This window comes from Clostridiales bacterium, assembly GCA_014799665.1.
Lineage (GTDB): Bacteria > Bacillota > Clostridia > Christensenellales > Pumilibacteraceae > Anaerocaecibacter.
In genome coordinates this window covers 105337-130832 of record JAAVHP010000029.1, presented here as the reverse complement: position 1 = coordinate 130832, position 25496 = coordinate 105337, and the positions used below count along the sequence as shown (strand labels likewise).

The window sequence follows — 25496 nt, the reverse complement described above, 5'->3', positions numbered from 1 at the left end:
ACAATTAAAAACTACGCATTATACGGTGTACTATGCAAACCAGACTTTTCGATACCGCTGTACAACAGCTTAAATACGAAGTAATAAAGGAACTCATTCGCGCCTACGACAACGGGCTCAACAATGAGATCTTTCACGATATCCCGATAAAGATTATGCCGGGACCGCAGGCGAGCCTTAGGTGCTGCGTGTACAAGGAACGCGCCATACTCCAAGAACGGCTCAAAATCGCAATGGGCGGGGATAAGACAAACCCCAACGTTGTAGAGGTCATAGATATAGCGTGCGACGAGTGTCCCGTCGACGGCATATTCGTAACGCCCGCTTGCCGCGGCTGTATTTCGCACAGGTGCGTGGAAGCCTGTCCCAAGGGCGCAATATCGATCGTGGATAAGCATTCGGTCGTGGATAAGGAAAAATGTATCGAGTGCGGCAAGTGCGCCGAGGCGTGCCCGTACAACGCGATAATTCTCCAAAAACGCCCGTGCGTAAACAGCTGTAAGGCGAACGCCATAAAGGTCAACGCCGACAAGAAAGCGGAGATAGACAATAATAAATGCGTGGGCTGCGGTGCGTGCGTGTACCAATGCCCGTTCGGCGCGATACAGGATAAATCGTACATACTAGACTTACTCGAAATACTCAAAAACTCCGAGTTTAACACCAAGTACAAGGTGTACGCCATTATCGCGCCGTCGATAGTCGCGCAGTTCAATTACGCGCGTATCGAGCAGGTGATAACGGGTATGGCGTCGCTCGGGTTCTTCCAGGTCGTTGAGACCGCGCTCGGCGCCGACCTTACGCTCGACGAGGAAGCGAACGAGCTCAAAGAACACGGCGTGCTCACGACCTCGTGCTGTCCGAGCTTTGTGCAGTACGTCAAAAAGAACTTCCCCGACCTCGCCAAGCATATATCGAGTACTCCGTCGCCCATGGTAATGGCGGGCAAGCTGCTTAAAGCGTTCGAGCCCGACTGCAAGGTGGTTTTCGTTGGACCGTGCACATCCAAGAAGTTCGAGTTCAAGCAGGACGAAGCGAGCAAGTATATAGACTGCGTTATCTCGTTCGAGGAGCTTCAAGCCTTCCTCGACGCGCGTAATATCGACGTGTCCGAGCTTCCCGATACTGCGCTCGACAATGCGTCGTACTACGGCAGAATATTCGCGCGCTCGGGCGGTATCGTAGAGGGCGTTACCGACCTTGCGAAAGAGCGCGGGTTCGAGGCAAAGCCGATCGCCATGAGCGGGCTGGAAGAATGCAAGAAACAGCTGTTATTGTTAAAGCTGGGAAAAAGCCCGTTCAACTTTTTCGAGGGCATGGCGTGCGAAGGCGGGTGCGTAAACGGCGCGCTGTGCTTGCACCACGGCAAAAAGAGCCTTACCGACGTCAATAAATACGGCGCGGAAGCCAAAGAGAAAAAGGTCGATAACAGCGTCAAGCTGTATAAACTCGCAAAAGGCGAGAAGTAATTTTTCCCTTCTTTCTTGTGAACAAGAAAGAAGCAAAGAAAACTTTATGTTATGCAAGAAGCTTTCGAAGATGTTTGTCCGAAAGCTTCTTTTGTTATCTATATTATACGCTTTTACCGGTTATTTTTTGACAGTGATCTTGCCAGCTCGACGACTTGTTCGATATCGTCGGGGTGTTTGTCGATCAAATCATCTAATTTGTCCGCTTGTGTTATCGAAATACGATTTACTGTTTCTATCCCCAAATGCCCATAATAATGCTCTATTGCGTTCAGTATCAATTCGTTTTCTTGCTCTCTCATACCTGCGCGCACGGCTATCGCGATTCCTTTGATAGGTTTTTGTGCCGTTAAAATTCTGTTCGGATTGGTGTCGCCGTAAGGCGTGGTTCTGTCGAATAAGGTTTTTTGCTGTGCGGGCACGTCCGCCCAATAAGAGGGTGCGGCAACGACTACGATATCGGAAGATAGGATATCCTCGACAATCTTTTGCGCGTCGTCGTTTTGTACGCATTTACCGTCTATATAACATTTTTTGCAGCCTTTGCAAAAATGCAAGTCGGCGTCGCCCACGCAATATTTAACTATGTTCGTATCGTTCTCGGCAAACCCGCCGATGAAGCTGTCGATCAAATACGCACAGCTTCCGTTGTTGCGTGCGCTGCCGTTAATGCAAGTTATCTTTGTCATACTAACCCTCCGAAAATATATTTGTACTATTATAGAGAATAAACAATGAAAAAGCAACTGTTTGTAAGAAAAAAGTAATTTGTATAAAACTATTATTTTTTGTCAACAATCGACGGCATGAAAAAACTCATTGCCGTCGTATTTTTATTTGCCGCGGGACTTATCGCCACGGCAATATGGTTCAGTCCGCTTACGGGCTTGGGCAGGGTTTATGCGTACGACAATAACGAGGTTATAGCCGCCGTGGACGGCGTGTGTTATTCGCAAAACGGACTGTACCGCGTCGACTTCGATGGCGACGAAACGGCTATGACCGATGCGCTCGATAAAATCGGGGCGAGGGTAGTAAAGCAGGTCGAGGTGGGCGATACGATAATTGTTTACGCGTTCAGCGACAGGGTGTGCGCCGAGGTCCAGTATACGGCGGAAGGCGAGGAGTATAACGTTATGGCGGCTTACGGCAACGGGAACGTTTCGGTGGGTACGCCGATACTCTCGGGGTGTTACTAAAATTTTTTTATCGGCGTGTATAAGCTACATAGTTTTGGCAATAATCAAGTTCAGTGGAGGAACAAAACATGAAAACCTATCAATCCAAAACAAAAGAAAGCAGGAAGAATTTTTTCAAGCGGCACAAGTACGCCATAGCGATAACGATTTCTTCGCTCGTAATAATTGCCGCAATCGTTTTGACGGTAGTCTTCACACTGCCGCAAAAACAACCGATCGTCGACACCCCGACGCCCGACGATCCCACGCCGCCTATCACTGACGTAGGCACCGAGCCGTCCATGTATGCGCCTATGAGCGGAGCTACGCTCGGGCTCGACTATGCCGACGACAGACTCGTTAAGTGGGATACGCTCGAACTGTGGAAATGGCATCCCGCAATGGACTTCGTGGGCGAGGGCGATGTAGTTGCCGTACTCGACGGTACTGTTACCGACATCGAAAAGACGGCGCTCGACGGCAACGTCGTGACGATAACGCATGATAACGGCTACGTGTCCATTTACAAGTCGCTTGCCGCCGATATGCCTATCAAGGTGGGCGATACCGTTAAAGCGGGCGACAAGATCGGCAGCACGTCTACGAGCATGATGTCTGAGCTCAATACGGGCGCGCACCTGCACTTCGAGCTCAAAAAGGACGGCAAGTACGTCAATCCGGCGTCCGTGCTCCCCATATCCGAAGATAAATAATCCAAACAAAACAATAGTATCGTGCCGCTGTACGATATAAATAAAAACGCTCGAACTTTCGGGCGTTTTTGTTATATAATACCGCTTTTTTCGAGCTTTGCGCAATGTGTATAAATTACTTGATATTTTATTGGTTTTATGGTATAATATGCTTGTAAATCGAAAACCGAAATAGGGATAGATTATTATGAAAGCGTATAGGATACATTCTCCTCATACAATCAAGCTCGAAGAAATGGACGCCATGCCGGTGGGCGAGAACTGCGTTAAGCTTAAAAACTTGATGTGCTCGATCACCCCGATCGACCTCGCGGTATACGAGGGTCGGCGCGAAGCGCGACTGCCTATCATACCCGTTAGGCAGTGCGTTGGGTTCGTGTCAGAGGTAGGCGAAAGCGTTACGGGCATTGCACGCGGAAACCGCGTAGTGACCTATTCGTCGGCGAGCTGTCACAACTGCAAGGCGTGCAAGGACGGCAGGTTTTACGATTGCGAAAAACCCTCGCTGTTCGGCGCGAACGAGGACGGGTTTTTGAGCGATTTCTCGGTCGTATCCGCCAACGACGTCTATCTTATTCCCGACAGGCTGAAAGACGAGGAAGCGATCTTCATTGAGAATATCGCGCTCGCGCTCAACGCATTGTCGCACCTTCAAGTGGAGAAGGGCGACCAGCTCGTTATTATGGGCGCGACGGTCGACGGCATCATTCTGGCGCAGGTCGCAATGTACTACCAAGCCGTTCCCATCGTCGTAGACATGAACGAGGAAATGCTCTCGCTTGCGCAAAAGGCGGGCGTGTACTTTACCGTAAACGCCGTCAACGAGGACGCGCGTAAAAAGATACTGTCGCTTACGGGCGGGCGCATGGCGTCGTCGTGCGCGTACCTTACAAGCTCGGATATGCCTGTGTCGAGTATTTGCGACTACACGGCGCGCCGCGGCAAGGTTGCTATCATAGGCAGAGCGACCAAGAGCGATCTTCCTATAACGGTCAGCGCTTTGCTCGAAAAAAACCTCGATATGTTCACCGTAGTCGACTGCGGCAAGAACTATCAAACGGCTATCAACCTTTTGGCAAACCATACCGTTCAGGTCGAATCGCTGTACGAGCAGATCGCCGATTTCGATAACGTTCCCGAAATTTACGACAGGCTTTGTGCGAACGGCACGGATAACACGCTCAAAACGCTTATCAAAATAAAATAAGGTTGCTTAAATTACTTGACAGCTAACGTTTTTTAGTGTACAATTAATAAGCTAACCATTTTGCAAAAGTAAAGAGAGGTCTTTATTATGAAAGAGAATCTTCATCCCGATTATCACGAAGTAACCGTTGTTTGCGCTTGCGGCGCAACGTTCGTCACCGGTTCCACCCAAAAGGGCGATACCGTTAAGGTCGATATTTGCTCCAAGTGCCATCCGTTCTACACCGGCAAGCAGAAGCAAGCCGAAACGGGCGGTCGCGTAGCGCGCTTCAACGAGCGTTCGGGCAAGTCCGGCAAATAGCTATAAAACGCGAACGGCAAGCAATTTTTGTTTGCCGTTTTTTCTTTGATCGTAACAGTATTGTTACGATTATTTTTTTACTGTGGTCGCACACCCGTAAGGAACATAAATTAAACAATGGCAAAAAACAAAGATAACAAATACGATACCGCCAAAAAGACGCGGCGCACCATGATAGGCGGGCAGGCGCTTTTAGAGGGCGTAATGATGCGCGGCGCGACCTCGGTCGCCATGGCGGTGCGCTCGCCCGACGGCGATATAGAAGTGCATACCGAGCGGCTCAAAAAACCGTCCAAGGCGGCTAAGATCCCGATCGTGCGTGGCGTGATTTCGTTCGTGAGCTCGCTGGTTGTCGGTATGTCGTCGCTGTTAAAGTCCGCCGAGATAAGCTTCCCCGAGGACGAAACGCCGTCGAAAGGTTCGACCGCATTCTCGGTCATACTCGGCGTAGTGCTTGCCGTGGGGCTGTTCATAGCTCTGCCGTGGTTCGTCGGCTGGTCGATCAAGAGATGGACTACGTTCGACAACGTGGGCGTTATTTCGGTTATAGAGGGCTGCACACGGCTATTGATATTCATTCTGTATCTTGCGCTCGTGCGGCTCATGCGCGACATTAAGCGCACGTTCATGTATCACGGCGCGGAACACCGCACGATCAACTGCTACGAGCGCGGACTGCCGCTTACCGTCGAGAACGTTCAGTCCTGCTCGACCAAGCACAACCGCTGCGGCACGACCTTCCTGTTCTTTGTAGTAATGTTCGCAATACTCGTTTACGCATTGCTCAATTGGGTGTTCACGCTGTTCACGGGCTACGAGTATCTTTTCGAAAACTTCTTCTTTACACTCGCAATAAGGCTCGTGCTGTTGCCGATAATCGCGGGGCTGTCGTACGAGCTTCTGCGCGGGCTTGCAATGCTTCCCGACAACAAGTTCACCAACGCGATACGCGCGCCGGGGCTTGCGCTCCAAAAGCTGTCGACCTGCATTCCCGACGACGACATGGCGGAGGTCGCTATCGCGGCGTTCAACGCCGTGCTCGAACTCGACGCCGATCCAAATAAAGACACGATAGACTTCTACGAACGCGAGTTCGCCGTCGAGCGGCAGAAGCTCGCGGAACGGCTGCCCGATAATCCGCAGGACGCCGACTGGATATACTGCGACATACTCGATAAGAGCCGCGCCGAGCTTGCGACCGTCGGCAAGATAAAGATAGGACTTGTAAAAAAAGCCAACGAGTACGCCGACCGCTTGCTTGCGGGCGAGCCGCTCGATTATATCCTTGGCAACACCGATTTTTGCGGCGTTAAAATTAAGGTTGATAACCGCGTGCTTATACCTCGGTTCGAAACAGAAATTCTTGCCAACCTCGTAGCGGAAGAAGCGGGCGAGAGCGACAAGAAAGTGCTCGACCTTTGCACGGGCTCGGGCTGTATCGCCGCAGTCGTGGCGCGCAACAGTAAGGCGAGCGTTACGGCTGTCGACGTGTCCGACGACGCGCTCGAAGTCGCTAAGGAAAACCTCGCGGGCTTGGGCGTAGAAGTCGTAAAGTCGAATATGTTCGAGAGCGTGGACGGCAAGTTCGATATAATCGTTTCCAACCCGCCGTACGTGCGCTCGGGCGAGATCGCGGGGCTTCAACCGCAGGTAACGGCTCAGCCGCATATCGCGCTCGACGGCGGCGCGGACGGGCTCGACTTTTACAGGATAATCGCGCAAAACGCTAAATCGTATCTTAGCCCTCACGGCGTGATCATGCTCGAAGTGGGGTACGACCAAGCGCAGGAAGTGGCGGCGCTGTTGAAGCCGCTCGGCAAGACCGAAATCAAAAAAGACCTCGACGGAAAGGATAGAATAGTAATATGCAGGACGTAAAGACCGATAAGCTCGACGGCATAGTCGAGAGGTTCAAGGCGCTCGACGAGAAGGTCCAAGACCCCGCCGTCATTGCCGATAACAAGGCATGGGCGGAGCTGTGCCGCGAGCGCAGCGAGCTCGAACCGATAGTCGAAAAATACGCCGAGCTCAAAAAGGCGACGGACGACCGCGCCGACGCGCTCGAAATGCAAAAGTCCGACGATCCCGAGTTCGCGGCGTTCGCCAAGGACGAGGTGGAGCGGCTCACCGCGCGCATAGCCGAGATAAACGACGAGCTCAAAATCATGCTTCTCCCCAAAGACCCCAACGACGGCAAGAACGCAGTACTCGAAATTCGTCCCGCAGCGGGCGGCGAGGAAGCCGCGCTGTTTGCCGCCGAGCTTTGCCGTATGTACAAAATGTTCGCCGAGCGCAAGCGTTGGGCGGTCGAGGATATCTCGCTCAACGACACCGAGCTGGGCGGTGTAAAGGAAGCCGTTTTCGGCATTAGCGGCAAGGACGTTTTCTCCTTCCTCAAATTCGAGAGCGGCGTACACCGCGTTCAACGCGTGCCTGTGACAGAAACGCAGGGACGCGTGCATACCTCGACGGTCACGGTCGCGGTTCTGCCTGAAACCGAAACGGTCGACGTGGAAATACTCGATAAGGATATAAAGATCGATACCTTCCGCGCGAGCGGCGCAGGCGGTCAGCACATAAACAAGACCGACTCGGCTATACGCATTACGCACTTCCCGACGGGGATAGTCGTCACCTGTCAGGACCAACGCAGCCAGACCAAGAACAAGGAACGCGCCATGCAGGTGCTTGCGACCAAGCTGTACGACTACTACCAAGGACAAAAGGACGAGGAGTACGCGTCGCTTAGAAAAGGTCAGGTCGGCACGGGCGACCGCAGCGAGCGCATACGCACGTATAACTTCCCGCAGGGTCGCGTTACCGATCACCGTATCGGGTTCACGCTGTATTCGATAGACGAGTTCATGAACGGCGACCTCGATAAAATGGTGGAAGCGTTGCGTATCGCCGACCAAACCCGCAAGCTTAACGGCGAAGAATAATGACCGAGATAGATATAATAAGCTCTGGCGAATATCCGTGCAATGTGCTGTCCAATTTCTATGAAAATCGGTTTACGCTCGACGAGGTAGAGTGCGCGAGCATGGAAGGGTTTTTGCAGTCGCTCAAATTCAGACTCAAACGCAAACAAAGAAAAATTTGCGCTCTCGTCGGTCGCGCCGCCAAGGACGCGGGCACGAAAAAGGTTAAGTGGAAGAAAACGGGCAGGCTGTACTGGAACGGCAAAAAGTATAAGCGCGACAGCGTAGAGTTCGACGAGCTTCGCCGCCGCGCCTACGCGCAGTTATTCAATAACGAAACCTTCCGCACGGCATTGATGAGCACCGTCGGCAATAATCTTACCCATTCGATCGGCAAGCACGATAAATTCGATACAATACTCACGGAAGAAGAGTTCATCGGGTATCTAACCGAATTGAGAGATAAACACGAATAATTATAGATATAAAGCAATGAAAGGATCAATCATTTTCTTTGTTTTAATAAAATAAGATAAACAATAATTTGTAGGGACGTATTGATGACAAGACGTTTACAAAAAGCTATCATATCAGTGCAAAATGTTATTTCGGTTGCAAAATCGGAAATGGCTAATGAAAATTCCAAGTGGGATAAGGGCGTGATAGAACAAGTTGTTTTGCCTGAAATGCAGGAATTATACGACCACTTTATCGTTGGTGAACGTTATTTCAAATATAAAAGAAAATTCGGTATATCCAGAATATGGCAACGTAGGTTGCAGTCTGTCGCTTATATGCTTGACACATTAGAAAAATTGTCTGATACGGAATTGGGACAAGCAATATATGATTTTCAAAGAATATACGACCGACTATAAATTTCAATTTGTCGTTTAAACGTTGAATAAAGTATAGCCCACTAAACTTCGATTATGAAGATAGTGGGCTATTAGTTTTTTGTTTCGATTTAGGCGGTGAGCGCGCTTAGAATTGCTTTCGCTTCGTCGGTGGTTTTATAGTCGTAAAACGTTCGGATGTTCTACTGTTCGTACTGTGTGCAACACTCGCAATTGCAGCAGCAACAGCATCGGCATCTGCAACAGCATCGGCGGCAGGGGTAACAGTAGCAATAATAGTATATCGGCGCGGGGCTGTCGTTTATTATCGTCGATACGGGGTTGCTTTCCGTTACGATGGGCGGCTGTCCCGAATTATCGGTCACGTTCGAAATATTCGTTATCGTATTCATATCAGTTCACCGTCACGTCGAATTCTACGGTCACGGCATCGCCTACGGCAAGATCGGGCAGGGGGAAGCCGATCTGCGGATCGTACGCCGCGTATACTACGCCGTTTATTCTTACGCTGCCGCTCGCAAAGGTCGTGCCTGCGGGGATGGGGTCTGTAAATACGAGATTGCTCTTTAACAGCGAGCCCGTATTGGTAATGACCGACGTGTAGTGCAGAATATCGCCCCGAACGGCGTACGATTTATCCACGCTCTTTACGTTGGTGATCCTGTTGGAAATGATCTGAACGGTTACGGTATTGGTGTTTTCGGTGAAGTTTACGTTGCTGCGCAACGGATCGTCGACGGTATAACTAAGCGTGGCATAGTCTGTAACGGGCGATTGCGTCATGGGGTTGTTCGCTTGAATGGTATAGCTTACGGTGACGGACTGATTTGGGTCGAGCGAGGGCAGGGGGAAGCCCGCTACGGGATCGTACGAGGGCTGAGATACACCGTTCACCACAACGCTTCCCGCAACGTATGTCGCGCCGTTGGACATATTGTCCTTTAAGACCATATTGAAAAGTTGGGTTTGGGAGTTGTTCGTAATAACAACGGTGTGAATAGAGGTTTCGCCTTCCTGCAAGAAGGTTTTGTCGCCCGTCTTTATCTTGGGCACGGAATAGGTCAGTATTTCGGTAGTGACGATATTGCTGTCCAGATTGGCGGCAATCGTTTGTCCGTCCGGCAAAACGTAGTCGAATGCGATATTGGATTGGTTGGATACTATCATAATAAAATCTCCTTTGCTTGTTATAAAGCTTTAATTTACCTGTACTTGAAAGGTCACTGTTATGCTTGCTTGCGGTGTGAGGTTCGCCGCAAAAAACCCGACCGCGGGATCGTATGAGGGATAGCTCGTGCCGTCTATCGTTACCGAGCCGTTTACGAAAGTCGTGCCTGCGGGGATCTCGTCCTTAAAGATTGCGGTAGTGATCGGTATGTTACCCGTGTTTTTAATGACCGACGTGTAGGTTAGTATATCGCCCTGCACGGCGAACGCCTTGTCTACGCTCTTTACGTTTGTAACGCTTCGGGACACTATAAAAACGGATACGGGGTTGGCGTTGGAAAAGCTTTCGGCGGGGTAGCCCGCGAACGGGAAAAACTCGTAGTCGGCGCGCGCAACGTTAAACACGGGATTGACTGCGGGCAGTGAGTTTACCGTTACGCTGAACGATACGACTACTGTTTGATCGGGCGCTATCGTTGGAATGACGACGGGTAGCGCGCCCGCGTACGGCACGCCGTCAACCGTTACCGAGTTCGGTACGAGCGTGGTTTCCGGCGGAAGCATATCGTTGACGGTAGTATTGAGCGCATTCACCGTGCCCGTATTTTTTATTTCCAGCGTGTATGAAATTTGTTCGCCGACTTCGGCGTACGTTTTGTCCGCAGATTTCAATACCGTCAGGTTTGCGCCCTTGCTGTCTATGAGCAGTGCCAAAGCGTTTGGAACGTACAGGTCGCCGTCGCTCGTAAACCGTATTACCGCGCTGCTCTGACCCGCCGTAAGAAGCGGAGAAACGTCGACGGCTGTTATATCCCAGCCCTGGCGGCAGGCGGAAGTGTTAGTACCCGCGGCGGCGTTGGCGTTGCGTGTGCCGAACGTGCCCGTAGTGTCGAGCGTGCCGTTCGCCGAGTTGATTTGCGACGCAAAGAAATTGTTTACGGGATTGTTCGGCCCCGACAGGTTGGTGAGCGTGGGTATGCTTTGACCGAACAGCATACGGTCGCCCGTCAGTACGGCGTCGCCTTCCTGCGCCGAAACGAAGATCTTGCTTGTGATAGGCAACGCGTCGGGCGTGAGAAAGTTGGAAACGGTTATCGTCGTACTGCCCGTATTGGGCGAAACGACGACCCCGCCGCTCCAAACGGTCATATTGCGAAGCGGCAGAGTCGAGTCCTCGTATACGACGGCGAGCGTCCAGCCCGCATGGTTGGTGTCCGCCGTGCGGTTGTCCAAGGCTTCTATCAGCGCGGGCACGCCCTGTACGGCGTAAGTCCCGCCGAGCGCGGCTTGCACGAGTGCCGTAACGTTAGCCGAGCGCACGTAAAATCCGACGGTAATATCGTTTGCGGGAATGTCGAAGTTCTGCGCGGTCACGGGGTCGGGCGCGACCGTGAACGTGCCGAGCGGGGTAGTAAACGCTATCCCGTTGTTGATGACCGCCGAAATGTTATTGGCGGATGAGCGGAACAGCCCGCCCCAGATAAGCTCGGCGTAAAGAACGGTCGAGCCTGCGGGAAGATCAAGCATCGCGCGCGAGCCGTTCTGCGTGTAATCGAGCGTAGTTCCTGCGGGGAACGTTCCTACCTGCAAAGCGTTGTTCAGGCTGGTGAACGCGCCTATCGAGCCCAGGGTTCCGGGCGCGTTTTGATTTGGAGCTTTGCTCAGCCCCAGCGTATTGCCGGTAAAAACGATCCCGCCTTTTTTTACGTCGGAATATCGTTGAATAAATGGCATAACCCCTCCTTTGCAAAAAAATACTACATACCCGTCACTGCGCGGCGCGGCGGCGAATATGTAGCGAATAGATAATATGTGTTTTTTATATTGTATGAGCCTTGCGTGCGATTAGGTGACGGAATATTAAGTTCGCTCGGCTATTTACATTACTCGAAATATATGATATAATAAAACAAATCGCAAATATGGAAAGAACGGTGAGTAACGATTTAACGCAAAGAAATCGAAAAATCAATCTGTGATTGTGATATAATGTATGTAAGGGAAGGCGTTATGGAAATCGACGAATTATTGAAGTTGGCTACGGCACAATACGATAATGGTATTCGGTACTATCACGGCGACGGCGTAGAACAAGATTACCGCAAGGCGGTCGAGTGGTTCAGGGCGGCGGCGGAGCATGGTCACGCGCGGGCGCAGTATATGCTCGGCGAATGCTATTACTACGGCGACGGCGCGGTGCAGGACTACGGGCGGGCGGTCAAGTGGTACGAGAAAGCCGCCGAGCAGGGGCTTGCCGAGGCGCAATGCAATCTCGGCGACTGCTACGAAAACGGCACGGGCGTTGGCGTCGAATACGTTAAGGCTGTCAAGTGGTATGAAAAATCAGCCGCGCAACAATGCGCGGAGGCGGAATACGCTTTGGGCATGGTTTGCCGTCGCGGTCGGGGCGTCGTAGTGGACGGGAATAAAGCCGTAGAATGGTTCATGAAAGCGGCGGAGCACGGCAACGGGGACGCGCAGTACGAGCTCGGCGAGGCGTACCTCAACGGGGATTGCGTGGCGCAGGATAAGAAGCAAGCGTTCTTTTGGTTTTCGGAATCGGCAAAGAACGAGTGCGCCGACGGTATTTACGGCGTGGGGCAGTGCTACCGTTACGGGTTTGGAGTTTCGGTAAACGAGGCGGAAGCCGTTAATTGGACTACGCGCGCCGCCGAGGAAGGATCGTCGAAAGCGCAGTTTGAATTGGGGCAAATGTATTTAAATGGCAAGCTCGTAAAAAAGGACGTCAGGCGCGCGATTGAATTGATAAAAGCGTCGGCAGAGAGCGGAAACGCCGACGCACAGTTTAATCTTGCCGAATATTTATATAAGGGTGAGATCGTCAAACAGGACTATCGATCGGCAGCCGTTTTGTACAAGAAGGCGGCGGAGCAGGGGCACGCCTTTGCGCAATATCGCTTAGGCGTTTGCTACGAAGACGGACGCGGAGTGCCGCAAGATTATAAGATGGCGGTGTATTGGTACGAAAAGGCAACCGAGCAGGGCAGCGCGGACGCGCAGGAATGTTTGGGTTGTATGTACGCCTACGGCAGGGGCGTTTCGCAGGACTATAAAAAAGCGTTTGATTTGTTTATCGATATTGCCGAGTTCGGCAATAGTTCGGCACAATGCGACGTTGGTATAATGTATAAAGAGGGTTGGGGCGTTCCGCAGGATTTCAAGACCGCCGCGGAGTGGTATCGGCGTGCAGCTGAGTCGGGCTACTCAAAGGCGCAGGTTAATTTAGCCGTTTTGTATGAAGACGGACTGGGAGTGCCGCAAGATTACGCGACTGCCGTTAAGTGGTACAAAATGGCGGCGGAGGAAGGATGTTCCGAAGCGCAATACAATTTAGGCTTAATGTATGAGAAAGGCAGGGGCGTTCCGCAGGATTATGCGGCTGCCATCCAATTATATAAAAAAGCGGCGGCACAGGGGGATATATACGCGCAGAATAATTTAGGCTCAATGTATTATAACGGTATTGGCGTGCCGCGTGATTACGAAACGGGAGTTTACTGGCACAGAAAAGCTGCCGAACAGGGTAATCCCGTCGCGCAATACAACATGGGTGTAGCGCACGAGCACGGTAACGGCGTGCCGCAGGATTGCGAAAAGGCTATCGCATGGTACAAAAAAGCTGCGGCGCAGGGCAACGAGAAAGCAAAGCAAAAGTTAAAGGAATTGGGATCGTAAAACTTAAAAATATAAACCTGTTTCGACAAATTTCTTGATTTTGTTTGGCGTTTATGTTATATTTAGAATATATTACGTAGAGGAGTAAAGAAAAATGTTCCCGACGGCGGAAAGCGCAATATTCGAGCTTGAAACGCTTATTGGCGTACTGCTCGCGGTCGTGCTTGGTTTTGCGATCGGCTTCGAGCGGAAGCTTCGCAGCAAGGAGGCGGGCGTTCGCACGCATACGGTAGTGTGTATGGGCGCGGCGCTTATAATGGTAGTCAGCAAATACGGGTTTGCGGACGTGAAGAACTTCGACGCGTCGCGCGTTGCCGCGCAGATAGTGTCGGGCATAGGCTTTCTCGGCGCGGGCATAATCATGTTCCGTCAGCAAGAGGTGCGCGGGCTAACCACCGCCGCGGGTATGTGGGCGACGGCGGGCGTCGGCATGGCGGCGGGCGCGGGATTGTATATCGTGGCTTCCTGCGCAACCGTAATTTTAATACTCGTGCAGTGCCTGTTACATACGAAGTTCAAGATCTTCAACGCCAAACAGGTGTATCGGCTCAATATAGTCTTCAAGCAAACGCACGGCGAGGAAACGATAATAAAAGAGGTGTTCGGTGTAAAGCACTTTTTCAGCTTTCACGTGAGAGCGGACGGCAACGACTCTATCTGCGAGGCGACCATATTCACCAAAGCCGAGTACAGTTCGGAGAACCTGCTCAATATCCGCACCGAGCATCCGTTTATAATAAGCATAGAGCGAATCGACGCCTATTGATAAATGCAAAAATTCGCGTACCATTTTACAAATAGGTGTTATTATGCAACTTGTTTTCATTCGACACGGCGATCCCGATTACGATATAGACGGTCTTACCGACATTGGAAAAATGCAAGCGAAAGCGCTTGCCGAATATCTCAAAAACGAAAAATTCGACGCAGTTTACGCTTCGCCGCTCGGTCGGGCGTTGCTTACGGCTAAGGTGTGCTTTGACGATAAGGATATAACGGTCCTCGATTGGCTTAGGGAGTTCGCACACGACGTAACGCTTCTTAACGGCGCCAAGCAATTGAGCTGGGATTTTATGCCGTCGTATTTTTGCGGTCGGGGCGAGTTCTACGACTATAATAAGTATCTCGATTGCGCTGAAATGAAGTCGGGCGATATAAAGAAATTTTACGCCGAGGTGATACGCGGATTCGACGGTATTCTCGCCGAAAACGGTTACGTAAGGGAAAATCGTTATTACCGTGCCGAGAACTCGAATAAAAAGCGTATCGTGTTCTTTTGTCATTTCGGCGTTATGAGCGTTATAATGTCGCATATTATGAACGTGCCGCACGTCGTAATTGCGCAACATTTTTGCGCCTCGCCGTCGAGTATAACTACGTTCGCTACGGAGGAGCGGGAGAACGGAATTGCGCAACTTCGCTGTCTTTCTTACGGTGCAACGCCGCACCTCGACGTTAAGAATATCAAGCCGAGCTTTGCCGCGAGGTTTTGTGAAACGTTCGACAGCGACGAAAGGCATTGAGTAATTAATTATATTAACGCAGTTCGTCGCGCTTAATTGTAAAACGAACGATAGGAGCAAGTTATGACGGTAGAGGAATATAAGGCTCACGTAGCGGCGGCAAAGCGAATAGTGTTTTTCGGCGGGGCAGGTGTGTCGACAGAGAGTGGCATCCCCGACTTTCGCAGTGTCGACGGCTTGTATAACCAAAAATACGACGTTCCGCCGGAGGTCATACTTTCATCAGATTACTTTTACTCGCATACCGATTTATTTTATAAATTCTATTTCGATAAAATGATTTTCAGGTCGGCTATGCCCAACGCCGCCCACAAAAAACTGGCGCAGTGGGAGCGCGAGGGCAAGCTCATCGCAGTTATCACGCAAAATATAGACGGCTTGCACCAAGCCGCAGGGAGCAAAAACGTGTTCGAGCTCCACGGCACGACGCTAAGCAATCACTGCATTCGTTGCGGCAAAAAATATACCTTAGACGAGATTTGCGGGCATATTCCCGCCGTTCCCAAATGTGATTGCGGCGGCATAATCAAGCCCGACGTCGTGCTTTACGGCGAGGCGCTGCCCGAAGATGCGGTTTACGGCGCAGTGAGCGCTATCGGCAAAGCGGATATGCTCATAGTAGGCGGCACGTCGCTGTCAGTATATCCTGCGGCGGGCTTTATCGGCTACTTCCGTGGAAATAAAGACAACTTGATAGTTATAAACAAAACGCATATAGACGGATTCCCTAATCAACTCAACGGTAAACTCGGTGAGCTGTTATAACCTGTTTTTGATAGGGCAATACCGGAATGCCCGCTGAAAAAGCGGGCGGCTTTATCGTTGGGGGACAGAACTTATATATGTGTGAACACGTTACCCGATGTCAACCCGTGTTGAACACATTTTCAGGGACGAATCGTGACTTATACTGCGTCATCGCCCTTGTATAGCCGACCCAAGGCTAATACTGCGGGCGTTTCCTTGTCTAAGCCTACGATTTGTTTCCCTGAAAATGCTTGCTTTTGCGGAGGCGCGTTTTGAGCTATTTGTCGACTTATTGAGCGAAGTCGTAGCCAATGCGCTACGTCGAGCGAGATAAGGCGGAAAAGAGCCGAAATCGCGCCCTGCCAAAAGTGTTCACACGGGGTTGGCATCGGGTACGTATTTATATTTAGTCACTTTAAAAATCGTCAAGCCACTTCGCGGTTTCTTCGCGTGTTTGGAAAACCATATATGGGGTAGTGCCGGTTTTCAATTCCGCAAGCATTGACGGGCGAACGTTTTCCTTAAAGGAAGCGATCCAGTTTTTAAACTCGTCGTCTACTTGTTCGATACAGCCCTCGGTCATATCGGGACGGGTCACGCCTTTATACTTTTCCGCGCGCTCGTATACGCTCTGCACGCAAAGCTCGGTGTCGTAATCGAGGAATATGCAAAGGTCGGCATATTTCAGGCGCGTTTTAAATGTTCTGAAATAATTGCCTTCGATTATCCAATCGCTCTTTACAAGCTCGCAGGAAAGCATTTCGTCGAACTCCTGCTCCGTGCGATTTTTCCAATCGGGCAACCACCATAATTTATCCAAATGAACGACAGGCAAGCCGAAGCGTTTTCCCATTTCCACGGCGAGCGTGCTTTTGCCCGCCCCGCCGCAGCCTACTATTAATGTTTTGTGATAGGGGAAAATATTTTTCATTGTGTTCTCCCTTTAAACGATTTATTTTGATGGAGCCGTCGTAACATTAAACGAATATTAAAGAATTTATTTAATGATTAAAGCTTATTTACTTCTTCTAAAATATTATGGGCGCAATTATAAAAAGAACTTTCATCAAATTTTTCGCCAAACATTTCATCAAAAACGATTGATATTTCTTTGGCTAATTCTACATAGTTTTCTACATCTTTTATTTTATTGACTACCATTGCGGTCTCAGGATCATATTCGTTAATAGGAGCAAATTCTCCGGGACAAAGTCCCATAGGATCCACCTTATTTAATTCGGTTCTAATAATATTAAATATTAGTTCATATTTTTGTTTATTACTATTCATAGTTGCAAATTCCTATCATTATTATTTTTTATATCATATCACAAATTGTATATTATTTCAAGCAATTAAAATATTAAAGTCAAATGGCATTATGGCGAGTGCTTGATATATTAAAAGTGTGCTGCGACAATAAGCAATACAGGGATGCCCGCGGGACTCGCGGGCGGCCTTTGCGCTTCGCGCAAGCGGCTAGCGAACTTGCGCCCAAAATTACTGTTTCGTAAATGTAATTTGTTTTTCTTTTTCCGGTATCTCGTATATGTGCTTTACACTGGGCGCATACTCGTGCTGATTGCCCACCAATGTAAAACGGACGCTTTCGCGTCCGTTTTACATTGGTGGGCAATACAGGGCTCGAACCTGTGACTTTCACCACGTCAAGATGACACTCTCCCAGCTGAGTTAATTGCCCGTATTCATTTAACACAATAAGTTTAGTATATTTTAATGTTTTTGTCAAGCGGTTTGCTTGTACTTTTCAATAAAATATGCTACAATGAGCGCATGAAAGCAGTTATTCAACGCGTCGACGGCGCAACATTATCTGTGGGCGGTGAGGTGGTTTCGTCTATCGGGCGAGGGCTTGTCGTTTACGTGGGTATCGAACAGGCGGACGTCGAGGCGAATATCGTTGCGTTCGCGCAAAAGCTTGTCGCTATGCGCATATTTCCCGACGGCGACGGCAAGCTGAATCTATCGGTGCGCGACGTGGGCGGCTCGATACTGCTCGTATCGAACTTTACTCTGTGCGCCGATATTTCGCACGGCAACCGCCCGAGCTTTACAAACGCCATGCGCCCCGCGGTGCAGGCGAGTAGCTTTTTCGATTACTGCGTAAACGTCGTTACCGACTGTATGCGCGGCTCGGCGGGCAGTGTGGAGAGCGGAGTGTTCGGCGCGGACATGATTATCGACCAGGTCAACGACGGACCGATAACGATTATTTACGGTTAGGTTTTTATGTTTTTCACGGGCGATATAAAGGATAAAAAAATCTTACTGCACGCGTGCTGCGGTCCGTGCAGTCTCGGTGCGATCGAACCGTTACTTTCGGACGGCGCCGATATCACCGTGTTCTTTTATAACCCGTGCATTATGGACGGCGAGTTCGAAAAACGGCTCGACGCGCTCAAAGCGGTTTGCGCGCATTATTCTTTGCCGCTCGTAGTTCCCGAACACGATTACGCGTCTTTCCTCGGCTATGCGGCGGAGCGTGCCGCCGACCGCGAGGGCGGGGCGAGGTGTTCGTCGTGTTTTACAGATAGACTTATCGCTTCGGCGGACTATGCGGGGCTTCACGGCTTCGACGCGTACACGACGACGCTTACCGTCAGTCCGCACAAGAACAGCAAGCTTATATTTTCGATTGCCGATAGCTACGACGGCGGCGCGCCGTTCCTGCCGCGCGACTTTAAAAAGCGCGACGGGTTTCTTTTATCGACGCGACGGTCGTGCGAGTTCGGCATTTACCGTCAGCGGTTTTGCGGCTGCGAGTATTCGTTCGCGCAGGCGCAGGAGCAGATAAATTCGGCGGGAGGACGGGCGTGAGCAAGATCACCGAAAAGCTTAAAGACCTTCCCGATACCCCCGGCGTATACATTATGCGCGACAGCGCGGGGCAGGTCATATACGTAGGCAAGGCGGTCATACTCGCGCGGCGGGTACGACAGTATTTTCAGCACAGCGAAAAGCCCGTCAAGGTTCAGGCGATGGTGGACAATATCGCCGACTTCGATTATATAATCACGCGCACCGAGAAGGATGCGCTCGCGCTCGAAAACAACCTTATCAAGAAGTACAAGCCGCACTATAATATTCTTCTTAAAGACGACAAAACAAACCCGTATATCCGCATCGACACGCACGCCGAGTATCCGACCATTGAGGTGACGCGGCGGGTCAAGCGCGACGGAGCGCGGTACTTCGGCCCGTTTATAGGAATATCCGTTCGCGACGTGATTTCGATTTTGCAGTCCGTTTTCCGTATGCGCACGTGCTCCGGGAAGCTTGCAAAACGCCCGCGCCCCTGCCTTAATTACGACATTGGCTTGTGCCTTGCGCCGTGCTGTGAGCGTAGCGACAGGGCGGAGTATATGAAAGCGGTCAACGGTGCTATATCGTTCCTTTCGGGCGGCGGTGACGATATTTCGGGCATTATAACGCAAAAGATGACCGAGGCCGCCGAGAACGAGAATTTCGAGCGCGCCATTTCGTACCGCAATCAGCTTCGCGTTCTCGAAAGCTTAAAGAGCAAGGTTGTGGGCGAGCTCGGCAACGTTGTCAATATCGACGCGTTCAGCTACACCGACAACGGCATTTACGGCGCGGTAAGCGTTTGCATAGTTCGCGGCGGTAAGATGATGGGCGTTAAGAATTATATCATCGACGAGCCGCAGGTGTTCGGCGGCGACATGACGACGTTCCTGCCGCAGTACTATTCCATGACCAACGAGCTGCCCGACGAGATCTGCTTGGAAAACGAGTGCGATACCTCGGCGCTTATCGAGTATTTCGGTTCGGTGTTCAGCAAGCGCGTTGCGGTCACGTTCCCGCAAAAGGGTATGCGCAAAAAGCTCGTCGACACGGCGGGGCGCAACTGCCGCGACTATCTTCTCAAAAGCGCCGACCGCGTCAAGCGCGATCAGGACATGACCATAGGCGCGTGCGAGCGGCTTAAAAGCGTGTTCAACCTCAAAAGCGCGCGCCGAATAGAGTGCTACGATATATCCAATATTTCGGGCGTCGACAAGGTTGCTTCGGGCGTTGTGTTCATCGACGGCAAGGCGGACAAGGCGCAGTACCGCAGATACCGTATCCGCACCGTCGAGGGCGCGGACGATTTTCGGTCCATGTACGAAACGCTTACCAGGAGGCTCATTCGGTACAAGAACGGCGACGCGGGGTTCGATGAACTGCCCGATCTAATAGTGATAGACGGCGGTCTCGAACAGGTGGAGTTCGCTTCGCGCGCCGCCGACGACGTGGGCGTGACCGTGCCTATGATAGGGCTTGCCAAAAAGGACGAGGAGTTGTATTTGCGCGGCAACCCTGTACCCGTCAAGCTCAAACGCGAGGACTACGCGCTCAAACTTTTACAGCGCGTGCGCGATGAGGCGCATAGGTTCGCGGTGCTTTACCACCGCACGCTGCGCTCGCGTAGGTACGAGAGCGAGCTGAAAAGCGTGGACGGCGTGGGAGCGTCGACCGTCAAAAAAGTGCTTAAAGTCTTTAACACTCGCTCTATCGTCGAGGCGAGCGCGGACGAGATAGCCGAGAAAGCGGGGATCACAAAGAAAGCTGCTAAGAACATTTACGATTATTATCACCCTACGGTGAGCGACAACAATAGTATGAAATACAAGCTTGTAGCCGTCGATTTGGACGGAACGCTGTTAAACGACGACCTCGAAATTTCAGCGGGCAATATCGCGGCGGTCAAGGACTACGTCGAGCGCGGCGGGATATTTACTTTCGCCACGGGCAGAAGCCCGAGGAGCGTTAAAAAGTTTTTGCCCGCGCTCGGGCTCGATAAGCGACCTGTGCGGCTGTTATGCAATATCGGGAGCGTGATAGTAGATTCTGCTTCGCTCGAAATTCTCAATGTGTACGATATTCCCAAGGAAATATCGACAGAGTTCTTGAAGCTCGCGCCCACGCTTTCGCGGTTCGTGCTGGTGTACACGGTGGACGGCAGTAAGATAGAAAAATTAGACAGTATTGCCGAAAGGTATGCTCAAAATATAAATATCGAGTTCGACGCCGTTGGGGATTTGAGCGAGTACGCGGCGAGCGGAAAATCGAAGATCGTTAAGATCGTTTTGGTAATGGACGAGCGCGAGCTTGACGATACCGCCAAGCGGCTCAACGTTGAGTTTCCGCAATTGCAGTACACGCAGTCGACCGCGCCGTTCCTGCAACGCCTTAAAAAAGACGGCGAGGATTTTAAGCCCGCTATGATCGAGTGCGTGCTTCGCGGCGTCGATAAAGGCGTTGCGCTCAAAGCGATTGCGGACGGGTACGGCATACCGATGACCGAGGTTATCGCAATGGGCGACAGCTTTAACGACGCGTCCATGATAAAGGCGGCGGGTTTGGGCGTTGTAATGGCTAACGCGCCCGAGCCTATCAAGCGGCTTGCCGACTACGTAACTGACACAAATAACGCCGACGGCGTAGCAAAGGTTTTGGAAATATTTTGCGGTTCTGCCGCGGAAGGGGAAGAAGATGCCTAAAAAGAAACAGGAAATCACGGCCGAAGAAAAACAGCAAGCGGCGACGCCGCAAGAGGAAGTCGCCGCGCAAAAGCAACCCGACGACGAAATAATCGAGGTGGAAACGGACGTATCCGTCGAGGAATTCGTTAAGCGCATGGAGCTCGAAACGATTTACCGCGGGAGCAGTACGAGTATTCATTTTTGTACGTTTAACGTAAGTCGTCCGGGCTTGCAGCTTGCGGGCTACTATAAGCATTTCGCCGCCGAGCGCGTGCAGGTGATGGGCGAAATGGAAATGACGTACTTACAGCAAATGACGCACGACGCGCGCAAGACCGCATGCGAAACGCTCATGCGCCAGCCCATTCCGTGCTTAATAATTACTTCTACTATTCCGCCTTGCGACGAGCTCATCCACGCGGCGGGAAAGTTCGACCGTTTGTTATTAAGGTCTAAGCTGAGAACGACGCCGTTCGTCAATAATCTTTCGCTGTACCTTAACGAACTGCTCGCCCCGTCAAAAACAATTCACGGCGTGCTCATGGACCTTTACGGCGTGGGCGTGCTCGTTATAGGTGAGTCGGGCATAGGTAAGAGCGAAACGGCTCTGTCGCTTGTCGAGCGCGGACACAGGCTAGTTGCCGACGACGCGGTTACTATCACGCGCGTGGGCGATAGGCTCAACGGCACGAGCCCCGACGTTATTCGGTACTTTATGGAAGTGCGCGGCATAGGTATTATCGACGTTAGGGCTATGTACGGCGCAGGCGCGGTCCAGCTCGAAAAGCGGATAGACATGGTCGTTAGACTGGAAGCGTGGGACGATAAGGCAATGTATAACAGGCTGGGCGATACGGAGGAATATTATACCGTGCTTGGAATTAAAAAACCGCTTCACGTTATTCCCGTCAAGCCCGGTCGAAACCTTGCCGTCATTCTCGAAGCGGCGGCGCGTACTCATCGTTTGAACGATTTGGGGTTCAGCGCGGTAGACGAGCTTAACGAGAGATTGAGAGGGAATATCAAGAAGTATTAATTAGGAATTAGTAATTGTAAATTAGGAATTTACGGTTGAGTTTAACAGAATTATTTCACGCTGTAATACTTGTCATTTCGAGCTTGCGAGAAATCTCACCGCGGATAAGGTTTACAATAGAATTGTATCGAAATTAAAACACAGATAACAGTAAACATTCTAATCGACTGTTATCTGTGTTTTTGTTTTACTTAGCTAAATCGATAGAGTTCTTTATTGCTTGTATCGTAGACAAGCCGTTTCAAGAGATTCTTCGCCACCCTCGGAATGACAGGGGACAATGTTTAGCGCTTTATTTAATTATTATCGAATTGTCAATATAAATGTCGAAACCGTCGAGTATTATAAAATATTCGACGGTTTTTGCGTAAAAAATTTTAATATATTTTGATGTAAATATTTTTATTCGACAGAAAACGTTTTAAGTCCGCCTTTTACCACGTGCGCGTCGAAAGGCAGGTCGTAATAGATTTCGCCGTCGAGCTGTAACGGCGCGGTCGTTTTAATGCTGACGCTGTCACAGATCACGTGGTGCACGAACGGCTTACCCATGTGCTTGCCTTTTTTAAATTTCGGCATTACGAATATGGCGGGGGTACGCTTGGGCTTTTCTATCGTGATAACGTCGAGCTTGCCGTCGTCGACTATGCTGACGGGCGATAGCTTTAAACCGCCGCCGATCTGCGTGCCGTTGCACACGCCGACCATAATGCACTTGTATGCGTTTGTTTCGCCGTTGACGGTTACTTCGACGGGGTAGGGCTTGTAATGCAAAAGACAGCGGAATAGCGACGCTACGTAGCTGAGTTTATTTTTGGACTTAGCCGTTTTGAGCAAGACTTCCACGTCGAGCCCCGTACCCGCCACGTTGATACAACGCTTGTCGCCGACCTGAATATAATCGAGGTCTTTGGGCTCGCCGCGCGCTATATCGGCAATCGCCTTTACGGGATCGAGCGCGCACGCATTTGTGCCGGTTGCAAAGTCATTTCCGCGCCCTGCGGGGATAAGCCCCATGCGCGCTTTATCGAAGTCTATGCCGTTGAGCACTTCGTGAAATGTCCCGTCGCCGCCGAGCGCGACCACCGTGGTGGCGCCGTTTGCGCAAAGCTCCGCGGCAAGCGCTTTGCCGTGTCCCGTGGCTTGCGTTTCGTGCACGGCGTATTCTATTGCGCGTTCGTCGAGGAAGGCGCACACCTTTTCGAGGCACTTCGCGCCGTTGCCCTTGCCGCTGCTCTTATTGGCGATAATATCGATCATCATTATTCCTCATCCGTATCGTTGTCTTCGAGCGGTTGTATAAGCTCGGTCAGCTGTTCGTTCAGCTTGGATATTTTCTGTTGAAGCCTGACGGCGCGTTTAAGCACTTCTTCCTTGTTTATTTCGTCGGGCTTTTGTTTTTGCGTTTTTTGTTTGGGCGCAGGCTTGCGCTCAGCAGGTATCGGCTTGGGCGCGCGGGTAGGGCGGCTCAGCTCATTGGCGACCTCGCGGCGCGTGCGCGGCGAAGCCGATTGCGTTATCGTCTTATGGTCGTAAGACAGACATTCCGCGAAAAGCTTAAACAGCGGCGTGACGTCGTCGGCGAGGAAAGCGCTCATTTCGGCGTTTTTAATGGTCGATGCGGGCACGCGGCTGAACGACAGCGAAAAGCCTTTGAGCCTGCCGAACATGATCGCGAACACGCGCACTGTGATCTCCGAGCCGCACTCGAACGGGTGCAGGATGACCAGCTCGCGCATATAATGAGAGAGGTATCCCGCAAAGTCGTCCTTGCTCGTTTGCGGCGCGGATACTATTTCGTTCATTTTGGCGAGTATCGCTTTAAGCGAACCCGATATGTACTTGGGGTCGGTGTGCGCGCTGCCGTTGTCGAGCGCTTCTTTGGTGCGCGGCTTGCCGGCGTTCTGTTCGAGGTCGCCCCATAACGCCTTGTTTAACAGAGTGAGCGACATTGCGGTGACGGGTGCGTCGTTAAGACCGTTCATGACCGCGTCGAGCGCGCGGAAGAACGCTATGAGCTTAGCCGCGCGGTCGAACGCCGCCGAGTTTTTTTCGTAGGTCTTGGCGCGCTTGATTTTGGGCGCGAGGAACTTTTCCGCGTCGAGCCGCCCGAGCAGCATCATGAGCCCGTCGGTCTCGGCGGACGACGGCAGCTTGAACCCGTCCGCGGCGAACGCCGCTTTGGTCGATAGCAGTATTCGGTTTGCCTCGTGCAATTCCATTCTCTCATTATACCACGTGAGCGCGATAAAATCAAGCTTTTACCGAAATACGCGGCACAAATATAAATAATGTGATTTTTGTACCCAAAACTATTGAAAAAAAATTCAAAACGGAGTAGAATATATGCGTGACAGTTTAAGCGCTTGGACTACGTTCGGGATAGGCGGCAGGGCGAAACGATTGCGCGTAGCTCGCTCGCGCGGCGAGCTTATCGACTTTGCGCCGTCGTCGCTCGTTTTGGGCAGGGGTTCGAATATCCTCGCTTCCGACGACGGCTACGACGGGAATTTGACGATTAACCGCTACGAGACTATCGCGCATAACGGCGTGCTCGTCACGGCGGGGTCGGGTACGCGACTGTATACGCTGTGCGCCTACCTAAAAGAAAACGGACTTTCGGGCATGGAATGGGCGGTCGGCATACCCGCTTCGGTGGGCGGTGCGCTCGTCATGAACGCGGGCGCGTTCGGCGGGCAAATGAAGGACGCCGTAGTGTACGCCGACGTACTCCGCGGCGGACGGCTGATAAGGCTCGACGCGCGCGAGCTGGGGTTAAGCTACCGTCACAGCGGTTTGTCGAACGACGATACCGTCATAGACGTGGCGTTCGGCTTAAAGCGCGACAGCAAAGCTTCTATCGATTTCAGGCACAAAAGCTATGCGCTGTTACGCAAGCAAAAACAGCCCATGGGCAAGAGCGCGGGCTCGGTGTTCAAGAACCCGCAGGGCGTTTCGGTAGGCAGGCTGTTGGACGAAGCGGGGATTAAAGGCACGCGCATAGGCGGCGCGGTGATTTCCGATAAGCACGCCAACGTGATAATAAACGCGGACAATGCGACCGCCAAGGACGTAACCGAGCTAATAAAGCTTTGTAAACGCGTCCTCGAAGACATGGGCGTTACCGCACAAGAAGAAATTAAGTATATAGGCAACTTCGATTAAACAAGGAGAGATC

Annotated in this window: 26 protein-coding genes and 1 tRNA gene; 18 read left to right on the top strand and 9 right to left on the bottom strand. The window is 51.3% G+C overall.

Features of this window, described 5'->3' with window-relative positions; all coding sequences use genetic code 11:
- Positions 1–32 precede the first annotated feature (32 nt).
- The gene (locus tag HDT28_09550; GenBank protein ID MBD5132809.1) at positions 33–1469 is read left to right on the top strand and encodes a 4Fe-4S binding protein; all 1437 of its coding nucleotides are present in this window, start codon (positions 33–35) and stop codon (positions 1467–1469) included.
- A 113-nt stretch (positions 1470–1582) separates the two neighbouring features.
- Here HDT28_09550 and HDT28_09545 read toward each other — a convergent pair whose 3' ends face one another.
- Positions 1583–2158 carry a flavodoxin family protein gene (locus HDT28_09545; protein ID MBD5132808.1) on the bottom strand — a complete coding sequence of 192 codons (576 nt, stop codon included), beginning with the start codon at positions 2156–2158 and terminating at the stop codon, positions 1583–1585.
- 117 nt (positions 2159–2275) lie between these two features.
- Here HDT28_09545 and HDT28_09540 point away from each other — a divergent pair, with 117 nt between their 5' ends.
- The 8 genes from HDT28_09540 (at position 2276) to HDT28_09505 (ending at position 8666) form a co-directional block, all read left to right on the top strand.
- A complete protein-coding gene (locus HDT28_09540; protein MBD5132807.1) occupies positions 2276–2668 on the top strand; it encodes a hypothetical protein in 393 nt (130 codons plus the stop codon).
- A 68-nt stretch (positions 2669–2736) separates the two neighbouring features.
- Positions 2737–3360: a M23 family metallopeptidase gene (locus HDT28_09535; GenBank protein MBD5132806.1), complete on the top strand. Its 624-nt coding sequence runs from the start codon at positions 2737–2739 to the stop codon at positions 3358–3360.
- A gap of 187 nt (positions 3361–3547) precedes the next feature.
- Positions 3548–4567, top strand: a complete 1020-nt coding sequence (locus tag HDT28_09530; protein ID MBD5132805.1) for an alcohol dehydrogenase catalytic domain-containing protein — start codon at positions 3548–3550, stop codon at positions 4565–4567.
- An 87-nt stretch (positions 4568–4654) separates the two neighbouring features.
- Complete coding sequence (gene rpmE, locus HDT28_09525; GenBank protein ID MBD5132804.1) at positions 4655–4867, top strand: 50S ribosomal protein L31; 213 nt, start codon at positions 4655–4657, stop codon at positions 4865–4867.
- A gap of 117 nt (positions 4868–4984) precedes the next feature.
- Complete coding sequence (prmC, locus tag HDT28_09520; protein MBD5132803.1) at positions 4985–6745, top strand: peptide chain release factor N(5)-glutamine methyltransferase; 1761 nt, start codon at positions 4985–4987, stop codon at positions 6743–6745.
- Positions 6733–7809 (top strand): peptide chain release factor 1, encoded by a 1077-nt coding sequence (gene prfA, locus HDT28_09515; protein ID MBD5132802.1) that lies wholly within the window; start codon positions 6733–6735, stop codon positions 7807–7809. The genes prmC and prfA overlap by 13 nt, the downstream gene beginning before the upstream one ends.
- A gap of 8 nt (positions 7810–7817) precedes the next feature.
- Entirely contained in the window at positions 7818–8264 is a 447-nt protein-coding gene (locus tag HDT28_09510) for a hypothetical protein (protein MBD5132801.1), read from the top strand.
- A gap of 84 nt (positions 8265–8348) precedes the next feature.
- Complete coding sequence (locus HDT28_09505) at positions 8349–8666, top strand: hypothetical protein (GenBank protein ID MBD5132800.1); 318 nt, start codon at positions 8349–8351, stop codon at positions 8664–8666.
- Positions 8667–8827: 161 nt separating this feature from the next.
- On the opposite strand, the gene HDT28_09500 is transcribed toward HDT28_09505, so the two are convergent.
- Genes HDT28_09500 through HDT28_09490 form a run of 3 tightly spaced genes read right to left on the bottom strand, consistent with a single transcriptional unit; the run spans position 8828 to position 11546 of the window.
- Positions 8828–9037, bottom strand: coding sequence for a hypothetical protein (locus tag HDT28_09500; GenBank protein ID MBD5132799.1), 210 nt, complete (start codon positions 9035–9037; stop codon positions 8828–8830).
- Position 9038: 1 nt separating this feature from the next.
- The gene (locus HDT28_09495) at positions 9039–9812 is read right to left on the bottom strand and encodes a DUF11 domain-containing protein (GenBank protein MBD5132798.1); all 774 of its coding nucleotides are present in this window, start codon (positions 9810–9812) and stop codon (positions 9039–9041) included.
- A gap of 30 nt (positions 9813–9842) precedes the next feature.
- Positions 9843–11546, bottom strand: a complete 1704-nt coding sequence (locus tag HDT28_09490; protein MBD5132797.1) for a DUF11 domain-containing protein — start codon at positions 11544–11546, stop codon at positions 9843–9845.
- A 276-nt stretch (positions 11547–11822) separates the two neighbouring features.
- Here HDT28_09490 and HDT28_09485 point away from each other — a divergent pair, with 276 nt between their 5' ends.
- The 4 genes from HDT28_09485 to HDT28_09470 all read left to right on the top strand — a co-directional run bounded on the left by HDT28_09485 (position 11823) and on the right by HDT28_09470 (position 15796).
- A complete protein-coding gene (locus HDT28_09485; GenBank protein ID MBD5132796.1) occupies positions 11823–13508 on the top strand; it encodes a sel1 repeat family protein in 1686 nt (561 codons plus the stop codon).
- 94 nt (positions 13509–13602) lie between these two features.
- Positions 13603–14274, top strand: coding sequence for an MgtC/SapB family protein (locus HDT28_09480; GenBank protein MBD5132795.1), 672 nt, complete (start codon positions 13603–13605; stop codon positions 14272–14274).
- A 43-nt stretch (positions 14275–14317) separates the two neighbouring features.
- The gene (locus tag HDT28_09475; protein ID MBD5132794.1) at positions 14318–15031 is read left to right on the top strand and encodes a histidine phosphatase family protein; all 714 of its coding nucleotides are present in this window, start codon (positions 14318–14320) and stop codon (positions 15029–15031) included.
- 63 nt (positions 15032–15094) lie between these two features.
- Positions 15095–15796: an NAD-dependent protein deacylase gene (locus HDT28_09470; protein MBD5132793.1), complete on the top strand. Its 702-nt coding sequence runs from the start codon at positions 15095–15097 to the stop codon at positions 15794–15796.
- 397 nt (positions 15797–16193) lie between these two features.
- On the opposite strand, the gene HDT28_09465 is transcribed toward HDT28_09470, so the two are convergent.
- The 3 genes from HDT28_09465 to HDT28_09455 form a co-directional block, all read right to left on the bottom strand.
- Positions 16194–16709, bottom strand: a complete 516-nt coding sequence (locus tag HDT28_09465; GenBank protein MBD5132792.1) for an adenylate kinase — start codon at positions 16707–16709, stop codon at positions 16194–16196.
- Between the two features lie 77 nt (positions 16710–16786).
- On the bottom strand, positions 16787–17068 hold the full coding sequence (locus tag HDT28_09460) for a DUF1871 family protein (GenBank protein ID MBD5132791.1): 282 nt from the start codon (positions 17066–17068) through the stop codon (positions 16787–16789).
- A 336-nt stretch (positions 17069–17404) separates the two neighbouring features.
- Positions 17405–17480: transfer RNA gene (locus HDT28_09455), tRNA-Val, on the bottom strand.
- A gap of 92 nt (positions 17481–17572) precedes the next feature.
- Between HDT28_09455 and HDT28_09450 the strand changes: the two genes are divergently transcribed.
- Genes HDT28_09450 through hprK form a run of 4 tightly spaced genes read left to right on the top strand, consistent with a single transcriptional unit; the run spans position 17573 to position 22318 of the window.
- Complete coding sequence (locus HDT28_09450) at positions 17573–18022, top strand: D-tyrosyl-tRNA(Tyr) deacylase (protein ID MBD5132790.1); 450 nt, start codon at positions 17573–17575, stop codon at positions 18020–18022.
- A gap of 6 nt (positions 18023–18028) precedes the next feature.
- Positions 18029–18616, top strand: coding sequence for an epoxyqueuosine reductase QueH (locus HDT28_09445; protein ID MBD5132789.1), 588 nt, complete (start codon positions 18029–18031; stop codon positions 18614–18616).
- Positions 18613–21300 (top strand): excinuclease ABC subunit UvrC, encoded by a 2688-nt coding sequence (uvrC, locus tag HDT28_09440; protein MBD5132788.1) that lies wholly within the window; start codon positions 18613–18615, stop codon positions 21298–21300. Before HDT28_09445 ends, uvrC begins: the two co-directional genes overlap by 4 nt.
- On the top strand, positions 21293–22318 hold the full coding sequence (gene hprK, locus HDT28_09435) for an HPr(Ser) kinase/phosphatase (protein ID MBD5132787.1): 1026 nt from the start codon (positions 21293–21295) through the stop codon (positions 22316–22318). Before uvrC ends, hprK begins: the two co-directional genes overlap by 8 nt.
- 402 nt (positions 22319–22720) lie before the next feature.
- Here the strand turns inward: hprK and HDT28_09430 are convergent, their stop codons facing one another.
- Both HDT28_09430 and HDT28_09425 read right to left on the bottom strand, forming a co-directional pair.
- Positions 22721–23581 (bottom strand): diacylglycerol kinase family lipid kinase, encoded by an 861-nt coding sequence (locus HDT28_09430; GenBank protein ID MBD5132786.1) that lies wholly within the window; start codon positions 23579–23581, stop codon positions 22721–22723.
- Entirely contained in the window at positions 23581–24540 is a 960-nt protein-coding gene (locus tag HDT28_09425) for a hypothetical protein (protein MBD5132785.1), read from the bottom strand. The genes HDT28_09430 and HDT28_09425 overlap by 1 nt, the downstream gene beginning before the upstream one ends.
- Positions 24541–24664: 124 nt before the next feature.
- Between HDT28_09425 and murB the strand changes: the two genes are divergently transcribed.
- A complete protein-coding gene (gene murB / locus HDT28_09420) occupies positions 24665–25483 on the top strand; it encodes a UDP-N-acetylmuramate dehydrogenase (protein MBD5132784.1) in 819 nt (272 codons plus the stop codon).
- Positions 25484–25496: the final 13 nt, after the last annotated feature.